Below are 21,039 nucleotides of genomic sequence, written 5' to 3' on the forward strand. Positions count from 1 at the left end.
ATAGTCCTCGCCGAGGACGGCGTGCGGGGATAGTGCCCGGCGGCAGCGGAGCCATGACGTCCTCAGGTACCTGACTGCTGGAACGGTCGGGCCCGCGCCGAGCATCGGCGCGGGCCCTGTGGGTCAAACCGTCAGCACGACTCAGGACGTAGGGCGAAGTCGGTGTTCACCGTCTGCCCCTTGATGGTGACCTTCGTCGTCTGCGGTATCCATCCGTCCCGGGTCACGATCATCTGAACCGGGTTGGCGTTCGTCGGTCCCCAGATCGCGTACCGGCCGTCCGGGTCGGTCTTCAAGGTGAACGACCAGCCCTTCGCGCCGCTGACCTGCACCGTGGCCCCGCGCAAGGCCGCGCTCGCGCCCTTGCAGTCGACCCCGGTGACCACGCCGGCCAGCTTGCCCCAGTTGTTGGGCGGCTGCGCGTTCATCGTCACGTCGATCGGCGCCACCGCGTACGGCGTGTTGGACTTGACGCCCAACTGGGCGGTGTAGTTGCCCGGCTGGGCCACGCCCGCCTCCGACCTGGCGTCGAGGGTGACCGTCACTGTGACGCTCTCCCCGGGCTGCAGCGTGGCCGTGGTCGGCGACGCGGACAGCCACGGCACGTCGGTGACGGTGGCGCACTGGTCGAAGCCGGGCAGCATCTCGCTTTCCGGCGTCGGGGTGAACCCACCGGTCGATCCACCGATCTTCACGAACCCGCACGCCGCCCCTGCCCGGTAGCGGGAGAAGTTGGCGTTGGGCAGTGCCGACCAGGAGTTCGCCGCCGGGTCGTAGGCCCAGCCCTGGTTGGTGACCACGGTGGAGTTGTTGATGACACCGGTGGAGAGCAGCAGCAGCCCGTTGGCGGTGCCGGCGCCTGCGGCCCAGAAGTCGACCGGCAGGTCGGCCAGCTGGGTCCAGGTGTTGCTGCTCGGCGAGTAGGCGTAGGTGCTCTTCAGCGTCGTCGTCCCGTTACCGCCGGCGCAGTACACCGTGCCGTTGATCCCGCCGCATCCCTGCCAGGCCACCGGGACCGGGTACGGCGCGACCGTGGTGAACGTGTCGTTGGCCGGGTTGTACTTGACGACCGCATTGGACTTGGCGCAGTTGCCGTCCACGCAGCCGCCGACCAGGTAGATCTGGCCGTCGACCACGGCGAGCCCGGCCGCCGCCCGCGGCGCGGGGTTGACCGCGGCCCGGGTCTGCCAGGCGTTGGTCGCCGGATCGTAGACGTACACCTTGGTCGATGTGTTGCCGGCCGAGTCCCATCCGCCGAAGACGTACATCTTCCCGTCGACGAAGGTCGCCGCCGGCTTCTCCAGGGCCGCGGGAAGATCGGCGATCCTCGTCCAGGTGTTCGCCGCCGGGTCGTAGGCGTAGCCGTTGGCGAGGTTGGCGGTGGCGGAGGCGCCGCCGACCGAGTACACCTTGCCGTCGAACGCCGCCGCGGCGTTGTCCATCACCGCCACCGGGTAGTTGGCCGTGTTGATCCACGGCGGCGCGTACGGCGACGGCTCGAACGGGTCACCGGGCTGGCTGTCGCCCCGCCAGCCGGGCGAGACGCCGCCGCCCTTGACCATGTTGCGCTGGAGCGGCGCACCGCGCGGCCCGAGAATCTCAAATCCGCCGCGACGTTCCGACAGCTCCACCGTGGCCGGCGCGTTGCCGGTGTTTCTGATCGTCGTCTTCACGGTCTTGGTCTGGCCCAGCGGCTGGTCGCTGCTCACCTTCGGCGGGGTGATGGTCAGCCGGCCCGCCTTGAGGTTGAAGTCCGACCGGGTGGCCTGGTCCGCCGCCACGTTCACCGTGGAGGTGACGGAGCCGTAACCCGCACTCGCCGCGGTGAACGGGTGGTTCCCGGTCAGGGAGGAGAACATCCAGTAGAACCCGTCGCCGACCTTGCTGTCGTCGGGTGACGGCGCCGTGGTGGCCTGCTCGGCGGGCTTGTCGACGCTGGTCACGGTCGCACCGTTCAGCCCGTCGCGGGTGTTGCTGTCGAGCGCCCGCCCGACGACGAGACCCCCGGGGATCGGGTCGCAGGACCGGTTGACCAGGGAGACGTTGTCGATCTGCCACCACCAGGCGTAGGCGCCCCGGTAGTGGAAGCGGATCTTGACTTCGGACTTGCCACCGGCCTCCGGGATCGACAGCTCCTCCAGGACCGGCCCGCGCCGGCTGGCGGTGGTCCAGTTCGACACGGTCTTCCACGTGGTGCCGTTGTCGACGCTCACCTCGACGTTGCCGAATCCGTTGAGAGCGCGGTAGTCGCTGTTGAACCGCAACACCGGTGCCGATACGGCCGACAGGTCCAGGGCCGGGGTCACCAGATCGGTGTCGATGGTCGTACCCGATCCGGCCGCGTCACTGTCCGCGATCACGTACTTGCCGGTGCCGCCCGTGAGGTTGCCCCGGTTCTTCGGGTCGTTGAACACCCAGCCGCCGCTGGTGGTGCGGTTCACCACGCTCCAGCCCTCGGGAGCCGTCCCGGACTCGAACTGCTCCGTGAACAGCGGGCTGCCGTAGTTGATCGTGTATCCGGCGGCGAGGCAGGTGTTCTCCACGGCGAGGCTGAAGTCCTTCGACTGGTCGCCGTCCTCGACGCGGAGCTCCGCCGTGGCCTGCTGGTACGACGGGTACATCGCCTTGACGGTCAGGGCGTACTCGCCGCTCGGCAGGTCGATGCTGTACGCGCCGGTGGCCGGGTCGGTGAACAGCGGCTCGCCAGGCCGGCCGGCCACGTCGATCCGCGCGTACAGCGGCCAGCCGTGTCCGGATCCGTCCTTCACCACACCGGAGACACGGTGCTTGGCCACGACTTCGAGGGTGAAGTCGGACGTCACCGCGCCCCCGTCCCCAACGGTCACCTTCGCGGTCTTCGTCGCGTACCCGAAGGCGGAGACGGTCAGCTCGTGCTCGCCGGCCGGCAGGGTCAGCTTGTACGCGCCCTGCGCGTCGGTGGTGGTGCCGCCGCTGCCCACCCGCACGGCGGCGCCGGCGATCGGGCCGCCCGCCGAGGAGGTGACCTTGCCGGTCACCTCGCCGCGCGGACCGGCCACGCAGTTCGGGAACTTCATCGAGCCGATGCGGGTCTGCCAGTTGGCGGAGCTCGTCGTGGTCAGGTACTCGGACGTGAACCAGAACGTGCAGCCGTCTGTCGGGTCCACCGACATCGAGGTGTAGTCACCCCAGCGGGACGCGGAGTGGGTCTGCGCCCCGGTCCCCGCGATCAGCGTCCGCTCGCTCTGGCCGAGCTGGCCCAACGGATCCCCGGCGAGGCGGCCCGCCATCCGGATCGAAGGGTAGCTCGTGGTTCCGGAGGCCGAGTACCCGAACGCGATGTTGCCGGAGACATCCATCGCCCCACTGGCCATCCAGCGGTGCTCGGCGTCCGGCGCGTAGGTGCCCTGCTGGTGGATGGTCCAGTTCGTGGGGCTCGTGCTCCGCACCTCGTACCAGCGCACGCCCGCGTGGTCGTTGCCGTCGGCGTCCACGGTGTGGTTCAGCACGATCGAGGCGTGGTCGCCGAAGTTACGGTACGCGGCACGGTACATCAGCCGGTCGGCGATCGCGTCCAGCTTGGTCGTGGTGCCCTGCTGCGGGACGCAGCCGCGCGCGTAGTTGCACATGTTGGAGTCGAACGGGGCGGTCTCCATGTATCGGCTCGGCGCCAGGTTGTTGCCGAAGGTGGAGTTCGCCGGGTTGGCCCAGTCGACCTTGAAGTCCCACATCAGCAACCGGTCGGTGGGTGAGACGCCCCACGCGTCGTCGTCGAACATCACGAACGGGTTCGGCGCCCCGGCCGGCGGAGCGAGGCCCTCCGCGTCGGAGGGCAGCAGGCCTCCGTAGTCCGGCCCGAGGTGGAAGTACACCATCCGGGCCGGCTGACCGGCGAGCATCTTCTCCCGCTCGAACGCCACCGCACCCGCGCCGACGAACGACGGGGCGAACTCGTTGGTGGTCATGTAGTAGGCGTCCGGCCAGATCCCGTACTTCGGATAGTCGTTCATCCGGGTCTGGTGGTAGAGGAAGTCGTACCGGTAGTACGCCCCCGTCGGGTCCGGGGTCTGCGAGATCGCCATGCACTGGTGGTTGCCGGCGGATCCGCCGGGCAGCGCGAACTGGGTGATCATCCACCGGTCGGCGGCCTCGTCGTAGAGGACCACCGGGTCACCGTCGTTCCTGGTCTCGCAGGGCCCGCCGAAGCCGGAGAACACCGCGTTGCCGGGCAGCGGGCCGAGCATCAGGTTGCCGCGCTTGTCGTAGACCGCGTACGAGAGGTTCACCATCTGCACGTAGTGGTTGGGGCCCACGTCGCCGTTGATGTCCGGGGGCAGCACCCCGTCGACGTTGCCGATGCCCTCGAAGTTCACGCCGAACTCGGGCACCTGGGTCGCGGTGAATCCTCGTTGCACCACGTCGCTGCCGGTCTTGGCGCTCGCCACCGCCGCCTCGCGGGGCAGCTGCCGATTGATCGGCTCCTCGACCTTGGACCCGCGGTCACGGGTGGCTTTCGGATGGAGATCGCGCATCTTGCGGGAGAGGTCGTGCTTGACGGCTTCGCGGATCTCCGCCTTGGAGTTCTTCGCGGCTGGGGCGGGTTCCGGCGCCGCCGCGGACTGGGCGGCGGCCGGTAAGCCGCCGAAGAGCAGCAGTGTGGTGACGGCGGCCACTACTGCTCTCGCTCGTAGTCGTCGTACCTGTCGCATCTGGGGGGCTCCTTGCTGGCGGCGGACGAGGGGTGTGTCGCCGCCGGAAGACGCAGGTGGACTGCCGGCCCGGCGGACACGGGGTGTCGGCCCGCCGGAGGAGAAGGAGGGGGTGACGGAGTAGGCACACGCCGCGGGGTTGACGGCGTCCGATCATCATCAGCCGCTGCCGGTCTTTTCTCGAGACCAAAATGTGGGCGATAGCGGGGCAGAATCGGCTCAAAGCAGTCCGTATCGATCTGACATCCATCCGTCACAGGTGCAAGTCTGGATATTGACTGTGTGTGGCGCCGTTGTTTTCCTTAGCCCATGAGCGTTAACCCGGCGGGTGATATCGACGAACAGCCGGTCATCTTCTGTGTGACATCCAGCCCCAGCAAGCGCGCCCGGATCGCCCGGTTGATGGGCGGCACCGGCACTTTGTTGATGTTTTCCGACCTGAACTCGGTCCGCAAGATCCTTTTGTGCGAGACGGAGGAGATCTCCTCCTCCCTCCCGACGGCGGAGATGGTGGCCCTGGGCCGTCTGGTCATCGACGCCGATCGGCAAGAGGTCAGCTGGGCCGGCAGGGTCCTTCCCCTCACCCGCATCGAACGGGAGGTGCTCACCGCACTCGCCAGTCCGCCCCTGCGGGTCTGGACCTACCGCCAGCTGTACGAACGGGCCTGGGGAGCCGACTATCTGGACGACGCGTCCGCGGTCCGATCGACCGTCAAGCGGTTGCGCGCCAAACTCCGCGACGCGGACGCGACCGTCTGCGTGGAGTCGATGAGAGGAGTGGGGTTCTCCCTGGTCGATACCGGACGGTAAACCCTGCCAGGGGTGCGGAAATCGCGATCCGTGCACTGAGCTGGGGTTATTCGGCGGCTTTCCAGCGCATCACCGGTATTCGCCGATCGGCGCTACTTCATCCGGGGCGCCAACGAGGGAGCCGAGAAGGGCTGACCGTACCGGCCGGTCAGCCCGGGTCCAAGTCCGGGGGTCGTCACTCGGACCTCCGCCGGCCGGCAGGTGGCTGGTGGGCCGCCAGGTAACGAGCCACCTCGGGGTCGGCGGGCCGTACCTCAACGGGGACGGACCCGTTGCGCAGCGACTCCGTCGCCGCGAGCCCGGCCGCCACGGCGTCGCGCGCGGCGAGCGGTGAGGTCGTGGTGGCGACACCCCTGGCCACGAACCTGAGGAACTCGTCCACGGCGAGCCGGTCGGCGTCGTCGTGCCCGTCGCGGTCGCCTTCGATCCGATAGACGTCGTCGCCGTCCGGGTCGTAGTCGCCGCGCCGGTCCCAGATCCGGATCAGCCCGCCGTCGCCGTCGCCGAAGTTCTCCATCCGGCCCCGGTCGCCGATGACGGTGTAGTTGCGCCAGTAGTCCGGGGTGAAGTGGCACTGCTGGTAGCTGGCGAGGACACCGTTGTCGAGCTGCATGAGCATCATCGAGAGGTCCTCGACGTCGATCACCGGGTTGAGGTCGCGCTGGCTCCTCGGCGGCCAGTTGCCCGGGTCCAGCCAGTCCTCCATCAGCCGGTCGCTGTTGTCCCGCCGGGCGGTGACCCCGCCGTAGATCTTCAGCGCGCCCATCGCCGTGACCCGGATGGACGTCCCGCCGGACAGGTAGTGGATGACGTCGATGTCGTGGGCACCCTTCTGCAGCAGCAGGCCGGTGCTGTGGCGGCGATCGGCGTGCCAGTCCTTGAAGTAGAAGTCGCCTCCGTGGCCGACGAAGTGCCGGCACCAGACCGCCTGCACCTCGCCGATGCGCCCGTCGTCGATGAGCTCGCGCATCTGGCGGACGACCGCCATGTGGCGCATGTTGTGGCCCACGTAGAGCTTCGTCCCGGTGCGCAAGGCCGCGGCGAGGATCGCGTCCGCGTCGTCGAGGGTGATCGCCAGCGGCTTCTCCAGGTATACCGCCACACCCGCCTCCAGCGCGTCCACGGTGATGGCCGCGTGCGTACTGTCCGGCGAGGTGACGAAGACCGCGTCGAGGGACGGCCGCGAGGCGAGCAGTTCGGTGTGGGTGGCATAGGTCTGCACCGCCTTGCCGAAGAGCTCGCGCGCCCGTCCCCTGCCCGCCTCCGTGGGGTCGGCCGCGGCCACGACCGCCGCGTCGACCTCGCTGCGGCCCGTCCAGGTGGCGAGCACCGCGCGGACACCCACTCCGATCACTCCGATGCGCATCGTTCGTACATCCCGTCCTGGTGTGTGGACGGACCACGCCGCTCGGGCAGCGGAGGGTCCGGGTCGATGGTCGTCTCGACGGCGTCGCTCGCCGTCCGCTTCGGCCGTTCGGGTACCGCTGGTCCCGGCCCTGTCACAGGCCGGGACCAGCGGGCCGGGACCAGCGGGCCGGGATCAGCGGCAGGCGACGCGGTAGGCGTCGAGATCGAGGTTCTTCCTCAGGGAGTTGAAGTTCTGCGCGTTGGACTTGGCGCAGAACTTCGAGGTGGACAGGGTGTACTCGACGGTGAAGACGGCCTTCCCCGCATTGACGAACTGGTCGTAGCCATAGCCACCGTTCTGCGCCGTGGTGCACTCGCTGTACTGCCAGCACTGCTCGTTCAGCGCCCAGTCGAAGTACGGCAACAGCGCTGGGATCTGCTCGATGTCGTTCTTCAGGCCGACCGACAGCCCGCGGGTGTGAGCTTCGTTGGCCAGCCAGGCGTTGTAGGCGAGTTGGTCGGCGGCGGTGAGCGGGAAGCCCGACACGTTGGCGTAGCCGTCGACGTTGTCGAACTCGACGGCGTCGAAGCCCTTGGACCTGCACATGTCCATCCGGGCCCGCATGATCGTGCCGAGCGTGCCACCGTACTGGCGGATGTCGAGCCAGCGTTCGCCCGCCCAGCCGTCCAGTGGCTTGCCCAGCACGGAGGCGGGGAAGCTCGCGGCGTCGGGACGCCAGTCCTCAAAGGAGCCGGCGCTGATGTAGCAGACCACCTTGCGCCCGGTCCTGGTCGCGTGCAACCGCTGCACCGTCGCCGCCGAGGCGTTGAAGCCGTCGATGTCGTACATCGTGACGTCGAGGAACGGTTCGCCGGGCACCGAGGACAGCTGCCATTGCCAGCTCGTGTTCAATGCCGGGTGCCAGCAGCCCGGGCAGGCGACGGGGGCGGGCAGAGCCGAGGCGGCCTGGGCTGGCTGTACCCCGGCGAGTGCCCAGCAGGCGATGAGCGCCGCCACCAGATATCGACAGATTCGCATGTTCATCCTTCGCATGAAGATCGATGAAGGGGCGCCTCCGCGCTGTTCCTCACTCTCCACGTCGCCCGCCCCGGCGGTGTCGCTGCGACGCGGAGTGGCGTGCCCGTGCGGAATACGCCCGGGTCCGCCAGCACCTGGCTGATGGCCTCCTCTCAGTTCCGGCGATCGGTCCCGGTTAGTCTTGGGCGATCGGTCCTGGGTCAGTTCTGCGCGGTCAGTTCTGCGCGAACAAGGCGTTGACCTGCTGATTCGCCGCGATCAGGGCGGTCCGCGCGTCCTTCTGGCCGAGCCAGACCTCTTCCAGCGCGGTCGTCACAATCTGGTTGATTTCGTCGCCGTGGTCGCTGACCGGCAGCACGAAGGTCCCTTCTCGCGCCTTCGCCTCGTCCACGAACAGCCCGACATCCCGCCCGGCCTTCTTGTGCGCGTCGAGCGCGCGATCGGTCGAGGACGCGATGGCGGGGAAGACCACGGCGTTGTCGGCGACGATGTCCTGGCACGCGGTGGACCCGAGGAACTTCACCCACTTCCAGGCGGCGTCCTTGTGCTCGGTCCCGGAGTAGATGACGTCGGCGAGCCCGTTGAACGCGGACTTGCGGCCCTGGGGGCCGGTCGGCAGCGGCGCGAAGGCGAACTTCTGCTCGGTGGACTCCAGGTACGCCTTGATCATCCAGGAGCCGGTGATGCTGAGCGCGGCCTTGCCCGAGTTCAGGACCGCGTCCGTACCGAGCGAACTGGTCTTGTCATACGGCGCGGCGTACCCCTTGTCGATCAGCACCTTGAACCAGGTGACGGTCTCGGCCAGCTTGGGGTTGTCGTAGAAGTACCGGGTGCCGAACGGGTTCTTGTAGATGTAGGAGAAGCCGTTGGAGACCGCCAGGTTCCCCCAACTGTTCTGGCCCTGCGAGCCGTCGTTCAGCTCGGGGACGATGCCGCGCACGGCCACCTTGGACTTGTCGAAGCCGGCCTCGTCTCCTCGCCTGCCGGCGGTGTCCACGGTGAGCCTGGCGATGGCCTTCTCGAAGGTGCCGCCGTCGGCGGGGTTCCAGGTCAGGTCGGTCAGGTCGACGCCCGCCTTCTTCGCGAGGTCGACGTTGTAGACGATCGCCATGGTGTCCCAGTCCTTGGGCAGGCCGTAGCGCTTGCCGTCCTTGACCCACAGTTCGGCGAGGCCGGGCCTGTACTGGGCGAGATCGACCTTGTCGGCGTCCACCATGGGCTGGATGTCGAGCAACTGACCGTTCTTGACGAACTGCGGGTAATAGGAGGCCTGCATGGTGATCACGTCGGGCGCGTCGCCGGAGACCATCTGGGTGGTGAGGTTCTGCCAGTACTGGTCCCACGCGTTCTGCGTGATCTGGATCCTGATGCCCGGGTTGGCCTTCTGGAAGGCGTCGGCGCACTGTTGGTAGGCGGTCTGCTGCACGTCGTCCCAGAGCGCGTACGTCAAGGTGGTCGTGCCGTCGCCGGCCGGGCCACCACCGCATGCCGCGGCCAGGAGCACCAGTGCGATGCCCGCTCTTTTCATCGTCTATCCCTTCATGCCGGAGAACTGGATGGAGTCCACGAGGCGGCGGCCGAAGAAGACCAGCAACAGCAGGACCGGGATCACCGACAGAGCCGAGCCGGCCATCAGGCCGGTCCAGTCGGGAGCGGTGTTGGGCGACTGCTTGAGGAAGATGCCGAGCGCCGCGGTGAGCACCCGGGTCTGCTCTCCCGGAGCCACCAGCAGCGGCCACAGGTAGTCGTTCCACGTCCAGACCGCGGTGGTCAGGGCCAGGGTGAGGAGCGGTCCCTTGGTCATGGGCATCACCACGCGCCAGAAGACCGTCCACTTGCCCGCGCCGTCGATGTACGCCGCCTGCTCGACGTCACGTGGGATGCCGAGGAAGAACTGGCGCAGGAAGAAGACCGCGAACGGGGTCATGAGCAGGCTGGGCGCGACCAGCCCCTGGTACGTGTTGAGCCAGCCGAGCTCCTTGACCAGCACGAAGCTGGGCAGCAACGTGAAGATCGGCGGCACCATCAGCGCGGCGACGAACAATCCGAACAGCGCGTCCCTGCCACGGAACCTGAGCCGGGCGAACGCGTAACCGGCCATCGCGCACGCCAGCGTCTGCACGACAGTGATCACTCCCGTGTAGACGACCGAGTTGCGCAAGTAGAGGAAGAAGTCGAGGTTCGCCCCCGATCCCCCCGCCGCCCTGGTCTCCTCCCGGCTGGCCAGGCCGAGGACGCGCTGGAAGTTGAACAGCGTCGGATGCCTGGGCAGCAGCCCCGCACTGTCCGTGGCCAGCTCGCGGCCCGGCGTGATCGCCGTACGGAGCATCCAGTAGAGGGGGAAGAGGGAGATCAGGATGGCCGTGATCAGGCAGGCCCAGGCCAGCGGGCGGCCGAGTCTTCTCATGCGAGATCCGAGGTTGAGGCGCGCAGCAGGCGCATCTGGACGAAGGTGAGGACGCCGAGGATGAGCACCAGGCTCAGGGCCAGCGCGGACGCGTAGCCCATCTTGAAGTGGGTGAACGCCTGCTCGTAGATGTAGAAGTAGACGACCCGGGTGGCGTTGACCGGTCCGCCCTTGGTCGTGACGGCGACGGTGTCGAACAGCTGGAAGGAACCGATCAACGACACCACCAGCACGAACGCCAGGATGGGCCGCATCAGCGGCAGCGTGACGCGGAAGAGCGTGCGCACCTCGCCCGAGCCGTCGATCGCCGCGGCCTCGTAGACCTGCGGCGGCACGAGCAGCATCCCCGCATACAGCAGCAGCGCCGTGTACCCGGTGGAGCTCCACGAGTTGATCAGCGCGACGCTCGGCATCGCCAGCCCGGGCGAGGTCAGGAAGCCCTGATTGTCGAGACCGAGCGAAACCAGCAGGTGGTTGAAGAAGCCGAGATTGGCGTCCAGCAGCCACATCCACAGCAGGCCGACGGTCACGTTGGGCACCAGCCAGGGCACGACCAGGAGCGAGCGGACCAGCAGTGAGCGGGTCAGGCGGTGCAGCAGCGCGGCGAGGCCGAACCCCAGGAGCATCTGCGTACCGATGGTGAGGATCACGTAGTAGGCGGTGACCTTGAGGGAGTTCCAGAACAGCGGGTCCCGGACGAGCGCGGCATAGTTGTCCAGCCCGACGAACTCCGGCTCCGACAGGAGGTTCCAGTCGGTCACCGAGTACCAGGCGCCGCGCACGGCCGGATAGAGGTAGAAGACCCCGAACCCGACGAGCGCGGGGGCCAGGAAGGCCAGCGCCACCCTGCCGTCGCCGCGTCTCCCCGGCATGGTGCGGGTCGGAGTCACAGGTTTAACGAGCGTCATCGTCATCGGCTGGTCCGGATGGTTCGGGGGATGTTGCAGCCCATCATGTCGACTTACGAAAACTTGTCAATACCTTCGATCCGGACGGGCATTTCGCAATTTATTCGACTAAATAAGGCCGCCGATCGCAAGAGTTGACAAGATATCGAAGGTGCTGCGACCGTTCCTGGCCATGGCCACATCAGACTTCGACCTGCTCGTCGTCGGCGACGCCAACCCAGATGTGATCATTTCCGGGACACCCAGGACCCCCGCCTTCGGCCAGCGCGAGCAGCTCGTCGAGACCGGAGAGCTGGTGCTGGGCGGCTCGGGGGCGATCACGGCATGCGGGGCCGCCCGGCTGGGCCTGCGCACCGCGTTCGTCGGCCGGGTGGGGGACGACGACGCGGGGGCTGTCACTCTCGACGCGCTCACCCGTCGTGGCGTGGACGTCTCCGCCTGTGTCGTGGACCGCGCCGCCGCCACCGCGCTGACCGTCGTGCTCGTCGACGGCTCCGACCGGGCGATCCTGACCGCGCCCGGCTGCCTGGACCGGCTCGACGCCGCGGACGTGCCGGCGGAGCTCCTCGCGCGCGCCGCGCACGTCCACGCCTCGTCCTACTTCCTGCAGCCCCGCCTGGCCGCCGGCCTTCCCGACTTGTTCCGTGCGGCGCGGGCGGGCGGGGCGACCACGTCGCTTGACACCAACGACGACCCGTCAGGCCGCTGGCAGGGGCTCGACAAGGTCCTCGAACTGACCGACATCCTGCTTCCCAACGATCGCGAGGCGCTCGCCCTCGCCGGCCGTACCGACGGTGACCTGGACCGCGCGGTCCGGGACCTCGCGGAACGCGGCCTGACGCCCGTGATCAAGCGCGGCGCGGACGGCGCGCTGGCCTTCGCGGACGGCGAGCCGATCCGCGTGCCCGCGCTACCGGCGCGGGTGGTCGACACCGTCGGCGCGGGCGACAGCTTCAACGCGGGCCTGCTGGCCGGTCACCTGCGGGGCCTGCCCCTGCGCCGCAGCCTGGCCCTCGCCGTGGCGTGCGGCACCCTCTCCACCCGAGCCGCGGGGGGAACTGCGGCGCAGCCAACCTGGGAGGAAGTCACCCGATGAGAAACCCCAAGATCGTTTTCATCGGCGCGGGAAGCGTCGTGTTCACCCAGGGCCTGCTCGCCGACCTACTCGCCTATCCCGAACTACGGGAGATCCGCGTCGCGCTCCACGACATCGACGCCGAGCGGCTGGAGGTCGCCGAGGCTGTCGCCCACCGGATCGCGGCCGCGCGAGACGCGCGCCCCGAGATCACCGCGAGTCTTGACCGCCGCGCCGCCCTGGACGGCGCCGACTTCGTGATCAACATCATCCAGGTCGGGGGGCATGAGGCCACCGTCACCGACTTCGAGATCCCCGCCCGTTACGGCCTGCGCCAGACGATCGCCGACACCATCGGCGTCGGCGGTGTCTTCCGCGCCCTGCGCACCTTCCCCATGCTCGACGCGCTGGCCGCCGACATGGCCGCGGTGTGCCCGGACGCGTGGCTGCTCAACTACACCAACCCGATGGCGATGAACATCTGGTACCTCACCGGAAAGGTGCGCAACGTCGTCGGCCTGTGCCACTCGGTCTACTGGACCATGCGCGGCCTGGCCGACCTGGTGGCGGTGCCGTACGACGAGATCTCCTACCTGGCGGCCGGGGTCAACCACCAGGCGTGGGTGCTCCGCTTCGAGCGCGACGGCGAGAACCTGTACGACCGGCTCGACGCGCGGGTGACCGCCGACCCCGAGCTGCGCCGCAGGGTGCGGATGGAGATGTACCGGCGCCTGGGCCACTATCCGACCGAGACCAGCGAGCACTCGGCCGAGTATCTCCCCTGGCTGCTGCGCCATGACGCCGAGATCGACCGGCTGCGCATCCCCATCGGGGAGTACGTGCGCGTCAGCGCGGAGAACGCCCGCGAATACGCGCGCACCCGCGACGCCGTACGGCACGGCACGGAGATCGCGATCGCGGGCACCGACGAGTACGCGCCGCAGATCATCCACAGCATGGTGACCGGCACCCCGCGCGTGGTCTACGGCAACGTGGCCAACGACGGCCTGATCGCGAACCTGCCTCCCGGATGCGTGGTCGAAGTGCCCTGCGCGGTCGACTCCACCGGCGTCCGGCCGACCCGCGTCGGCGCGCTGCCACCGCAGTGCGCGGCGCTGAACCGGGCCTACGTCAACGTCAACGAGCTCACCGTGCGCGCCGCGCGGGAGGGCAGGCCCGAACATGTACGACACGCGATGATGGTGGACCCCAACACGTCGGCCACGCTCTCGCTCGACGAGATCTGGCGACTGTGCGACGACCTGACCCGCGCCCACGCGGCGCTGCTCCCCGAGCCGCTGCGTGCGACGCTGGTCAGCTAGCGATCTCCACCCTCAGGCCCCGGTCCCGCAGGACGGCCACCAGACCCGGGTCGGCCGACTCCCCGGTGATGAGGAGATCGATCTCCGACAGCGCGCAGATCGGCGCCATCTCGATCACGCCGAGCTTGGAGGAGTCGGCGACCACGATTCTGCGGGTGGCGGCGCGTAGCATGCGCTGTTTCATCTCGGCGTCGGGCAGGTTGACATTGGTGATCCCACTGTCGGGGTGCACTCCGCCGCAACCGAGGAAGACCGTGTTGGCGCGGATGCCGTCGAGGATCCTCCCACCGAGCGGGTCCACGAGGGAATGTTGCTGGCGGCGGAGGCTGCCCCCGGTCACCACGACGGCGAACCGGGGCAGCGCCGGTTCCAGCTCCAGTGCGGTGCGCAGACCGTTGGTGAAAACGGTGACCTCGGTGAGGTCGGCGCGAGCCACCAGCTCCCTGGCCACGTGGGCCGTGGTGGTGCCCGCGCCCATCATCACGCTCTCCCCTGAGCTCACCAGCCGCGCGGCCACCTTGGCGATGAGCGCCTTCTCCACCGCGGCCGCGCCCAGCGACAGCTCGAACGACGGCTCGGTCCGCGGCGGCGGGGCCGCCGCCACCGCGCCGCCCCGCACCCTCCGGACCTTCCCCTGCTCCTCCAGGGCGTCCAGGTCGGCGCGGACGGTCACGCTGGAGACGCCGAACGCCTCGGCGAGCTCCGCGACCCGGGCGAACTCCTGGTCCATGAGCATGCCGAGCATCCGCTCCCGCCGCACCTCGGTCGGCATGGACTCGATCATGACCGGGAACCCGCGGGACGGACGGACTCGGGGAGGAGATCGCCGTGCGCCTCGATCAACTCGTCGCAGAGCGCCTCGATGGTCGGCAGCGGCAGCGTCGCCGCGGTGTTCGGGTCGAGCATCGCCGCATGGTAGACGTGCCTCCGGTCGCCGTCGAGCACCGCCCGTACGGTCAGCTCGACGACATTGAGGAAGGTGCGGTTGAGCGCCACCAGCTGGATGGGCAGTTCGCCCACCGCCCGGGGGTGGATGCCCGCCGCGTCCACCAGGGCGGGCACCTCCACGCAGCAGCCTTCGGGGAGGTTACCGATCAGGCCGCGGTTGCGGACGTTGACGTAGACCTCCTTCTCCTGGCCCGTCAGCATGGCCAGGATCGCGGCCGCCGCGGGCTCCTGATGCTGCCACCGGATGAGCAGCGGCCTTCCGGCCGACAGCGCGCGCCGCGTCTCCTCGTAGAGGTGCATGCTCTTCCCGACCCGGCGCAGGTACTCCTCCACCGGCACGCCGAGCCGCGAGGTCTCCCCCTCGTGCCGCATGAACCACGGGACGTATTCGGCGGCGTGCTCGCTCGACTGCGTCGGGAAGTAGCCGAAACGGCGATACATCTCCACCCGCACGTGCGCGCCCAACTCGGGGTCGGCCTCCAGCGCCGCGTCGAGCTCCGGGTACAGGGAGCGGCCCGCTGCCTCGAACCGCAGGACGAAGGACTGGTGGTTGAGGCCGGCGCTGAGGAACGACACCTCGTCCAGGCCACGGCCGACCAGGTCCGCGAGGTACGCGTGCGTGTCGCAGACGGCGTGGCAGACTCCGGCGAACCGCTCGAACCCGGTGGCCTCCTGCACCGCCCAGCCGGTCATCGCCATCGGGTCGCTGCAGCTCAGCAGCCACGCGTCCGGGCACAGCTCGGCCATCTCCCGGCCCAGTTCCACGAAGACGGGGATGGTGCGCAGTCCACGGAAGATGCCGCCGATGCCGATCGTGTCGCCGATCGTCTGCCGTAGGCCGTACCTGTGCGGGATCTCAAAGTCCCGCAGAGTCGCCTCGAACCCGCCCACGTCGAAGTAGCCGACCACGAAATCCGCGCCGTCGAGAGCCTGGCGCCGGTCCTGGCGGGTGCCGATCACCGCGGCCGCGCCCGCTTCCGCGTCGAGCGAGCGGACGAGCGCCTCGGCCGTGGCGAGACGGCCGGGATCCTCGTCGTGCAGCACGATCTCGAGCGCACCCCGCAGTGAAGGGGCGAGAAAGAGATCGGAGACGACCCGGCGCATCAGATCGACGTGCCCGGCACCGATGAAAACGATCCGCGCCATCCCACCTCCCGCCCGTTCCGTGCGCGAAGAGTATTTCACCCCGAGAATCCTGGACGGACTCGTCACCTATGAGCTCATGGCCGGATTCTGGCCGACCGCCGACGCCGACCCGTCGAGCACCGGGCCCACGGCGGAGTTCGCCGGCATCTGGCGGGACATGCCCAAGATCGTGTTCTCCCGGACCCTGGAGCGCGCCGAATGGAACACCACCGTCGTGCGGGACGTCATCGTCGATGAGATCCTGGAGCTCAAGGCGAAGCCGGGCGGAGATCTGGTGCTCGGCGGTGCCGATCTCGCCGCGACTTTCATGCGACACGACCTGATCGACGACCCAACCGCTATGCGGCCCCTGCCGGGGTGCTTCGCATTGGCGCCGGCCGCTCCGCTCCACGGCCGAAACACCACAAGGCCCCCGCCCCCTCAGCGGCGCATGAGGGAACGGGGGCCAGAGAGCCGCCGCCCGATTGGAATGGGGAAGCCGGACGACGGCACGGACGCGCAACCACACCCCCTGATCCTCGGGGGCCGCCCCACGTCACGGGTCCGCCTGAGCGCACGGGTCAGAGAGCGGGCCAAGAAAACGGGCACGCCCCGGTGAGCTGGTCCCACAGGTCGATGGACTGGGCGAGCGGGGAACGCACGTCCTCGTCGAGGACACCCCGAAGCAGGCTCACGTACAGGGCGACACCCGGGATGGCCGTTGACGCCTGAGTGACCGCCGCGCCGTTGACCGACGTCAGTGCACGGCCGCCGTGAGGAGCGGCGAGGGAGGGCTCACCCTGGTCCGCACGTGATCCCTCCCCGGCATGCCTTCCCCGGCAGAGCTTCCGAGTCAGGGCCCACCGCCCAGCGTGGGTGATGAAGCGCAGCAGCGGGATCTCGATCGCCGCGGCCGCGAAGATCTCACTCGGCCAAGCCGGAAAGGCCGTCCACGCCGGCGACCGGAAGCGGGTGTTGTCGGCTCCGCCGGGGCGACCTACCCTTGAGTGAGGCACCTCGTTAGGTGAGGCGTCTGTCCGGATACAGGCCACTGACCCCACGACGTCGAGAGACGCCCAGGGTCAGGACACCTCTCCCCGGCCTAAGGGGTGAGGCCAGGTGGCTTCCCGCGGATGACCCGCGGGCATACGCCGGGCAGTGCCGAAGCTCTTACGAGATGTGGGGTGCGTCGCCTGCCACCGGGCGGGCTCTGTCGTGGACGCAGCCTCGGAGGCAGCACCGCGACGTCGCGGTGCCCTGCCGGACGGAGGTGAGGACGTGTCCGAACGCAACTGGGGCCGAAGTCGGCTCATTCGCGTGTCCTCATCCGCCTCCGGCACGCGGTAGCCGCCCATCCGCGCCCCTCCCCTGAACCGTCACGTAGTCCGATCACCTCGTGAAGGCAAGGAGGTGAGCGACCATGCACGCTCTGACCATCACCGACTTCGTACTCCGCCTGGCCTCCGGAGTGGGCTGCGGCGCCCTGATCGGGCTTGAGAGGCAATGGCGCGCCCGGATGGCCGGCCTGCGCACGAACGCGCTCGTCGCCACCGGCGCCACCCTGTTCGTCCTCTACTCCGACGCCGTAGGCGGCGGCGGGAGCCCCACCCGCGTGGCCTCCTACGTCGTGTCCGGAATCGGCTTCCTCGGCGCCGGGGTGATCCTCCGGGACGGATTCAACATCCGCGGGCTCAACACCGCCGCCACCCTGTGGTGCTCGGCGGCCGTCGGGGTCCTGGCCGCCTCCGGGTACTTCGCCTTCACCGGGATCGCCACCGCCACGGTCCTGGCCGTCCACCTTCTCGGCCGTCCGCTCGGGCGGCTCATCGACCACGACACTCCGATCGCGGATGAGGACCTTCGCCCCTACCTGCTGCACCTGATCTGCCGGACCAGGTCCGAGCGGCACATCCGCGCCCTCCTCGTCCAGTACACGAGCGGCGGCGAGGTGATCCTCCGCGGCATCAACGCGACGCGCGCCGACCAGAGCGGCGACACCCACCTCACCGCTCACATCCTTCTGGACGGGGACGCCGCGACGCATCTGGAGCACCTGATCGGCAGACTGTCGCTGGAGCCCGGCATCCACGCCGTCGAGTGGCACACCGCCGACGACCACGCCGCGAATCTGCCCGGCTCCGTCGTCCCCGCAGTGGTGGGCGGCTCTCGATGACGTCCCTTCGACACGCCCCCGGCCGACGTCCCGCAGGACTCTCGCGGTCCTGCGGGAGTCCGTCGGTCCCATCCTCGCAGCGCTTGGTGACCTTCAATCGGAGACGGTCGATGGGTTGACGCCGTCCCACTCGGCCAAGGGAGCGCAGTGCCATCTCCATCCGACCTGACGCTCGTGGCCGGGGAGATCAACGCGGCCATTGGCCCAAAGCAATGTCAACCACGGGTCCGTGTCGGTGGGTGCCCACGGGAACAGTCGGCGCAACGTAGCGCCGCTGAGCGCCTCCGAGGGTACGAATGAGCGGCTGAGGCCGTGGCCTACGTCAGCCATATGAACAAGCATCTCGTCGCACGCCATGGCCGCGAATCCGGAGGCGTCTGCGCGGCCGTAGGGGTGCCATCCGCGAGCCTGGGGCGGTGCACCGTCGACGACACGTGCGAGGAGTGCGGCGAAGGAGGTCAACGTGGCGACAAGGTCCGCCTGCTCAGACTCGGGTCGGACACGCATCTCCATGGTGCTGAGCTCTCTATCACCTACGACGAGATCAGTGGAGTACCACAGCAGGCATTCGCTCATGTGTGCCACGACCCGCGCGACGGTCCAGTCCATCCCTGGAATCGGGGTCATCCAATCCCGATCCACCACCATGTTCAGAAATCGCCCACATTCATCAGCCGTCCGCAGAATCACGCTTCCGTCCACGTCTGCATCTTCGCACCGACACTGGAGGCCAGGGTGTGGCAAGTGGCATGAGAGCTCGGGACGCTCCCCTTCCGAGGCGGGGAGCCGTCCGGCTACTTGGGGGTGATCGTGAGGGTGATCCGGCCGGACGTCTTGGTCCTGACGGTCAGGACGCGCCTGGCAGCGTCCCAGGTGGCCTCGCCTTCCGAGGCCCGGCCCCCGTTGGGGAAGCCCGCCGCGGGCAGATAGATCTCGGTCGGGCCCGACTCGTTGCCGTCGAAGGTCACGGTCAGCGAGCGCGCCTCGGAGCGGATGTTCACGGGGACGCCGCCGATCGCCCGCGGGTAGGGCCTGGCGTAGACGTCGACCAGGGGAGTGGCCGTGCCGCTCTCGTCGTACGGGCCCCAGGACCACGGGTCCCGAGACCAGTACGCCACGCCCGCACCCATCCGCTCGCTGAGCCGTACGACCCGGTCCACCAGGTCACTCGCGCCCGGCCTGGTCATGTCGAGGCCGAACTCGCCGAGCAGGATCGGCGCGTCGAGCCGGTCCGCCGTGCGCAACACGTTGTCGCGCCACCAGCCGAGCGTGCGGTCGGTCCACTCCTTGGAGCCCGCCGTGTAGTCGTCGCCCAGGTCGAGCGGCAGCGGGTAGAGGTGCGGGGCGTAGGCGATACGGGGCGGACCGCTCCGGGGGTCGTCGAAGTGCGGGAGCCCCGAGGGCAGCCCCCAGTTCACGCCCACCGCCTGCGGCTCCAGGAAGATCCAGCCATCCGGATCCACGGACCGGATCTCCGCGATGGTCGCCCGATAGAGCGCGGCGAGTGGGCCGGCCTCGAAGCGCGGGCCCTGAACGGAGCCGCCCCAGGGTTCGTTCATCAGGTCGTAGCCGAGTACCGCGGGGTCGTCCTTGAACCTGGCGGCGACCGCCTTCCACGCCTTGGCGTAGTGGTCCATCAGTTCGGGGTGCTCGCCGGTGGTGTTCCAGAAGTTGTCGAAGGCGCGCATGACGCCCGGCTCCAGGTAGCCCAACTCCCAGGTGGGCAGGTCGGTCTCGACCGGGAACCCGTCGAGATAGGTCGCCCACGTGGGGGCGCCGTTGCCCGTCTCACCTTCCGGGCTGACCCCGCTGCCCCACACGTCCTGGTGCATGTCCAGCAGGACGTGGCAGCCACGCTTGCTGTACCAGCGGACCCGTTCCGCCACCTTGTCCAGATATTTCGTGTCATAGACGCCCGGCTGGGGCTCCACCGCGCGCCACTGGATGAGGAATCGGACGAAGTTCGTCCCCATGTCCCGGTACTCGCGGTCGAGGTCCGCCTCGGTGAACTCGGGCAGGGCGTCCGGGGTGCTCTTGGCGCTGCTCGCCGTGTTGAAGCCGCGCAGGACGAGCGCCCTGCCCTGATCGTCGGTGATGAAGCGCGTGCTCGGCTCCGGCGCACTCCTGGTCGCCGAGGCGACGCCACCGGCCAGGACGGCCAGCGCGGTGAGGGACACGATCCACCGAGCCGTCTTCATCTGCTGATCTCCGAGGGGCTTCCGCCGGAAACGTGGACGCGGCTAGCATGGCCGAATATGAGCCTTGCTCGCAACCGCCTGCCTGTGATCGTCACCGTCCTGATCGTCGCCGCGTTCGGCGTGTTCGGCGTCTCGCTGGTCACCCGGGTGGGCTACCTGGCCGTGCCCGCCGCGCTCGGCCTCCCGTCCGGGCTGCCCGGGCTGCGGTTCGTCCCGGTCGGCGAGACGACATGGCTCATGGCTCTCACCGACAGCGTGGCCGCGCTGGTGCTCGTCGCCCTGGTCGCCCTCGCGCGCGGCGGCTTCTGGCGTACGTGCGGCGCGTTCCTGACGGGCGCCGTGCTCGCCGACCTGCTGCGGGCCGTCGTGCTGGCGCAGACGGCGTCCACGGGCCTCGGCGCGTACGCGGGATACCTGGCGGGAGCGCTGGCCTCGGGGCTGGTGTGGGGTGTCGCGCTCGGCTGGCTCGCCGGACTGGCCGCCCTGCCGCGCAAGAAGCACCACGCGCCCGCGGGCGCAGGCTAAAAGGGCATCCCCTGGGGGATCAGGCTGCTGCCTGCCGCTCCGATGCGCGCACCCTCAGTGAGGCGGGCGCCAGAACGGCCAGCGCCAAGCACAGCCAGGCGAACCAGTCGCCCGCGCGGGCGTAGAGGGTGCCGACTCCCCCTGTGCGGGCTCTTGTTGATCTTGCTGCGAGGGGTGCCAGACCTCCCCGAGCGGGGGTGCCACGGCCCTGCCACGGGGGTGCCACCAACGTGGCACCCCTTCTGACCTGTAACCATCCCCCGACCCCTCTACCGTGGCACCGGGTGTGCCACACGCGCATCAGGGATTCAGCGGATCTTGGCTGGGTTCAGGCGCCGGGCAGCTTCGCCACCTGCAACGTGGAGTCGAACGCGAGGAGCCGCTCCGGAGCGGCGGTGAGAGCGGGCCAGCCCCGGGAGCGGCAAGCAGCGGCGACATATGGGCGACCAGGGGAAGTCGGTCCTCGGCTGCGAC

Annotated in this window: 17 protein-coding genes and 1 riboswitch; of the genes, 6 read left to right on the top strand and 11 right to left on the bottom strand. The window is 69.1% G+C overall.

All coding sequences use genetic code 11. The features are described 5' to 3' along the window. Positions 1–131: 131 nt before the first annotated feature. Positions 132–4,688, bottom strand: a complete 4,557-nt coding sequence (locus tag QSK17_RS22455; RefSeq protein ID WP_285707039.1) for a carboxypeptidase regulatory-like domain-containing protein — start codon at positions 4,686–4,688, stop codon at positions 132–134. Between the two features lie 309 nt (positions 4,689–4,997). Between QSK17_RS22455 and QSK17_RS22460 the strand changes: the two genes are divergently transcribed. Then, positions 4,998–5,498, top strand: a complete 501-nt coding sequence (locus QSK17_RS22460; protein WP_285707040.1) for a winged helix-turn-helix domain-containing protein — start codon at positions 4,998–5,000, stop codon at positions 5,496–5,498. A gap of 175 nt (positions 5,499–5,673) precedes the next feature. Here the strand turns inward: QSK17_RS22460 and QSK17_RS22465 are convergent, their stop codons facing one another. The 5 genes from QSK17_RS22465 to QSK17_RS22485 form a co-directional block, all read right to left on the bottom strand. Continuing rightward, positions 5,674–6,864: a Gfo/Idh/MocA family protein gene (locus QSK17_RS22465; protein ID WP_285707042.1), complete on the bottom strand. Its 1,191-nt coding sequence runs from the start codon at positions 6,862–6,864 to the stop codon at positions 5,674–5,676. A gap of 174 nt (positions 6,865–7,038) precedes the next feature. Further along, positions 7,039–7,884 (bottom strand): endo alpha-1,4 polygalactosaminidase, encoded by an 846-nt coding sequence (locus QSK17_RS22470; RefSeq protein WP_285707043.1) that lies wholly within the window; start codon positions 7,882–7,884, stop codon positions 7,039–7,041. Positions 7,885–8,098: 214 nt separating this feature from the next. Then, a complete protein-coding gene (locus tag QSK17_RS22475; RefSeq protein ID WP_285707046.1) occupies positions 8,099–9,412 on the bottom strand; it encodes an ABC transporter substrate-binding protein in 1,314 nt (437 codons plus the stop codon). Between the two features lie 3 nt (positions 9,413–9,415). After that, positions 9,416–10,291: a carbohydrate ABC transporter permease gene (locus QSK17_RS22480; protein ID WP_285707047.1), complete on the bottom strand. Its 876-nt coding sequence runs from the start codon at positions 10,289–10,291 to the stop codon at positions 9,416–9,418. After that, positions 10,288–11,181 carry a carbohydrate ABC transporter permease gene (locus QSK17_RS22485; RefSeq protein WP_285707048.1) on the bottom strand — a complete coding sequence of 298 codons (894 nt, stop codon included), beginning with the start codon at positions 11,179–11,181 and terminating at the stop codon, positions 10,288–10,290. Before QSK17_RS22485 ends, QSK17_RS22480 begins: the two co-directional genes overlap by 4 nt. A gap of 169 nt (positions 11,182–11,350) precedes the next feature. Here QSK17_RS22485 and QSK17_RS22490 point away from each other — a divergent pair, with 169 nt between their 5' ends. After that, the gene (locus QSK17_RS22490; RefSeq protein WP_285707049.1) at positions 11,351–12,295 is read left to right on the top strand and encodes a carbohydrate kinase family protein; all 945 of its coding nucleotides are present in this window, start codon (positions 11,351–11,353) and stop codon (positions 12,293–12,295) included. Next, positions 12,292–13,596: an alpha-glucosidase/alpha-galactosidase gene (locus QSK17_RS22495; protein WP_285707050.1), complete on the top strand. Its 1,305-nt coding sequence runs from the start codon at positions 12,292–12,294 to the stop codon at positions 13,594–13,596. The genes QSK17_RS22490 and QSK17_RS22495 overlap by 4 nt, the downstream gene beginning before the upstream one ends. Here QSK17_RS22495 and QSK17_RS22500 read toward each other — a convergent pair. Together QSK17_RS22500 and melA are read right to left on the bottom strand one after the other, a co-directional pair. Further along, positions 13,589–14,368 carry a DeoR/GlpR family DNA-binding transcription regulator gene (locus QSK17_RS22500; RefSeq protein WP_285707051.1) on the bottom strand — a complete coding sequence of 260 codons (780 nt, stop codon included), beginning with the start codon at positions 14,366–14,368 and terminating at the stop codon, positions 13,589–13,591. The two genes, QSK17_RS22495 and QSK17_RS22500, sit on opposite strands and share 8 nt — an antisense overlap. A gap of 8 nt (positions 14,369–14,376) precedes the next feature. Further along, on the bottom strand, positions 14,377–15,690 hold the full coding sequence (gene melA, locus QSK17_RS22505) for an alpha-galactosidase (protein WP_285707053.1): 1,314 nt from the start codon (positions 15,688–15,690) through the stop codon (positions 14,377–14,379). Positions 15,691–15,709: 19 nt separating this feature from the next. Here melA and QSK17_RS22510 point away from each other — a divergent pair, with 19 nt between their 5' ends. Further along, complete coding sequence (locus QSK17_RS22510; protein WP_285707055.1) at positions 15,710–16,288, top strand: dihydrofolate reductase family protein; 579 nt, start codon at positions 15,710–15,712, stop codon at positions 16,286–16,288. Here the strand turns inward: QSK17_RS22510 and QSK17_RS36240 are convergent. After that, positions 16,251–16,721 carry a hypothetical protein gene (locus tag QSK17_RS36240; RefSeq protein WP_352231828.1) on the bottom strand — a complete coding sequence of 157 codons (471 nt, stop codon included), beginning with the start codon at positions 16,719–16,721 and terminating at the stop codon, positions 16,251–16,253. The two genes, QSK17_RS22510 and QSK17_RS36240, sit on opposite strands and share 38 nt — an antisense overlap. Next, positions 16,679–16,855: riboswitch (M-box (ykoK) riboswitch) on the top strand. Its footprint overlaps the gene before it by 43 nt. Before the next feature lie 234 nt (positions 16,856–17,089). On the opposite strand from QSK17_RS36240, the gene QSK17_RS22515 reads away from it, so the two are divergent. Next, the gene (locus QSK17_RS22515; RefSeq protein WP_285707057.1) at positions 17,090–17,842 is read left to right on the top strand and encodes an MgtC/SapB family protein; all 753 of its coding nucleotides are present in this window, start codon (positions 17,090–17,092) and stop codon (positions 17,840–17,842) included. Positions 17,843–17,935: 93 nt separating this feature from the next. Here the strand turns inward: QSK17_RS22515 and QSK17_RS22520 are convergent, their stop codons facing one another. Continuing rightward, entirely contained in the window at positions 17,936–18,544 is a 609-nt protein-coding gene (locus QSK17_RS22520) for a maleylpyruvate isomerase N-terminal domain-containing protein (protein ID WP_352231829.1), read from the bottom strand. A gap of 92 nt (positions 18,545–18,636) precedes the next feature. Further along, positions 18,637–20,040, bottom strand: a complete 1,404-nt coding sequence (locus tag QSK17_RS22525) for a cellulase family glycosylhydrolase (protein WP_285707059.1) — start codon at positions 20,038–20,040, stop codon at positions 18,637–18,639. Positions 20,041–20,097: 57 nt separating this feature from the next. On the opposite strand from QSK17_RS22525, the gene QSK17_RS22530 reads away from it, so the two are divergent. Next, positions 20,098–20,565, top strand: coding sequence for a hypothetical protein (locus QSK17_RS22530; protein WP_285707060.1), 468 nt, complete (start codon positions 20,098–20,100; stop codon positions 20,563–20,565). Positions 20,566–21,039: the final 474 nt, after the last annotated feature.

The sequence above is a fragment of the Microtetraspora sp. NBRC 16547 genome (genome assembly GCF_030268965.1).
Taxonomy (GTDB): domain Bacteria; phylum Actinomycetota; class Actinomycetes; order Streptosporangiales; family Streptosporangiaceae; genus Microtetraspora.

Excerpts from the sequence above, each read along its gene's own strand:
- QSK17_RS22530 (WP_285707060.1), top strand. The coding sequence starts at position 20,098 with ATGAGCCTTGCTCGCAACCGCCTGCCTGTGATCGTCACCGTCCTGATC.
- melA (WP_285707053.1), bottom strand. The coding sequence starts at position 15,690 with ATGGCGCGGATCGTTTTCATCGGTGCCGGGCACGTCGATCTGATGCGC.
- QSK17_RS22475 (WP_285707046.1), bottom strand. The coding sequence starts at position 9,412 with ATGAAAAGAGCGGGCATCGCACTGGTGCTCCTGGCCGCGGCATGCGGT.
- QSK17_RS22470 (WP_285707043.1), bottom strand. The coding sequence starts at position 7,884 with ATGCGAATCTGTCGATATCTGGTGGCGGCGCTCATCGCCTGCTGGGCA.
- QSK17_RS22465 (WP_285707042.1), bottom strand. The coding sequence starts at position 6,864 with ATGCGCATCGGAGTGATCGGAGTGGGTGTCCGCGCGGTGCTCGCCACC.
- QSK17_RS22500 (WP_285707051.1), bottom strand. The coding sequence starts at position 14,368 with ATGCCGACCGAGGTGCGGCGGGAGCGGATGCTCGGCATGCTCATGGAC.
- QSK17_RS22480 (WP_285707047.1), bottom strand. The coding sequence starts at position 10,291 with ATGAGAAGACTCGGCCGCCCGCTGGCCTGGGCCTGCCTGATCACGGCC.
- QSK17_RS22460 (WP_285707040.1), top strand. The coding sequence starts at position 4,998 with ATGAGCGTTAACCCGGCGGGTGATATCGACGAACAGCCGGTCATCTTC.
- QSK17_RS22525 (WP_285707059.1), bottom strand. The coding sequence starts at position 20,040 with ATGAAGACGGCTCGGTGGATCGTGTCCCTCACCGCGCTGGCCGTCCTG.
- QSK17_RS22515 (WP_285707057.1), top strand. The coding sequence starts at position 17,090 with ATGCACGCTCTGACCATCACCGACTTCGTACTCCGCCTGGCCTCCGGA.
- QSK17_RS22455 (WP_285707039.1), bottom strand. The coding sequence starts at position 4,688 with ATGCGACAGGTACGACGACTACGAGCGAGAGCAGTAGTGGCCGCCGTC.
- QSK17_RS22495 (WP_285707050.1), top strand. The coding sequence starts at position 12,292 with ATGAGAAACCCCAAGATCGTTTTCATCGGCGCGGGAAGCGTCGTGTTC.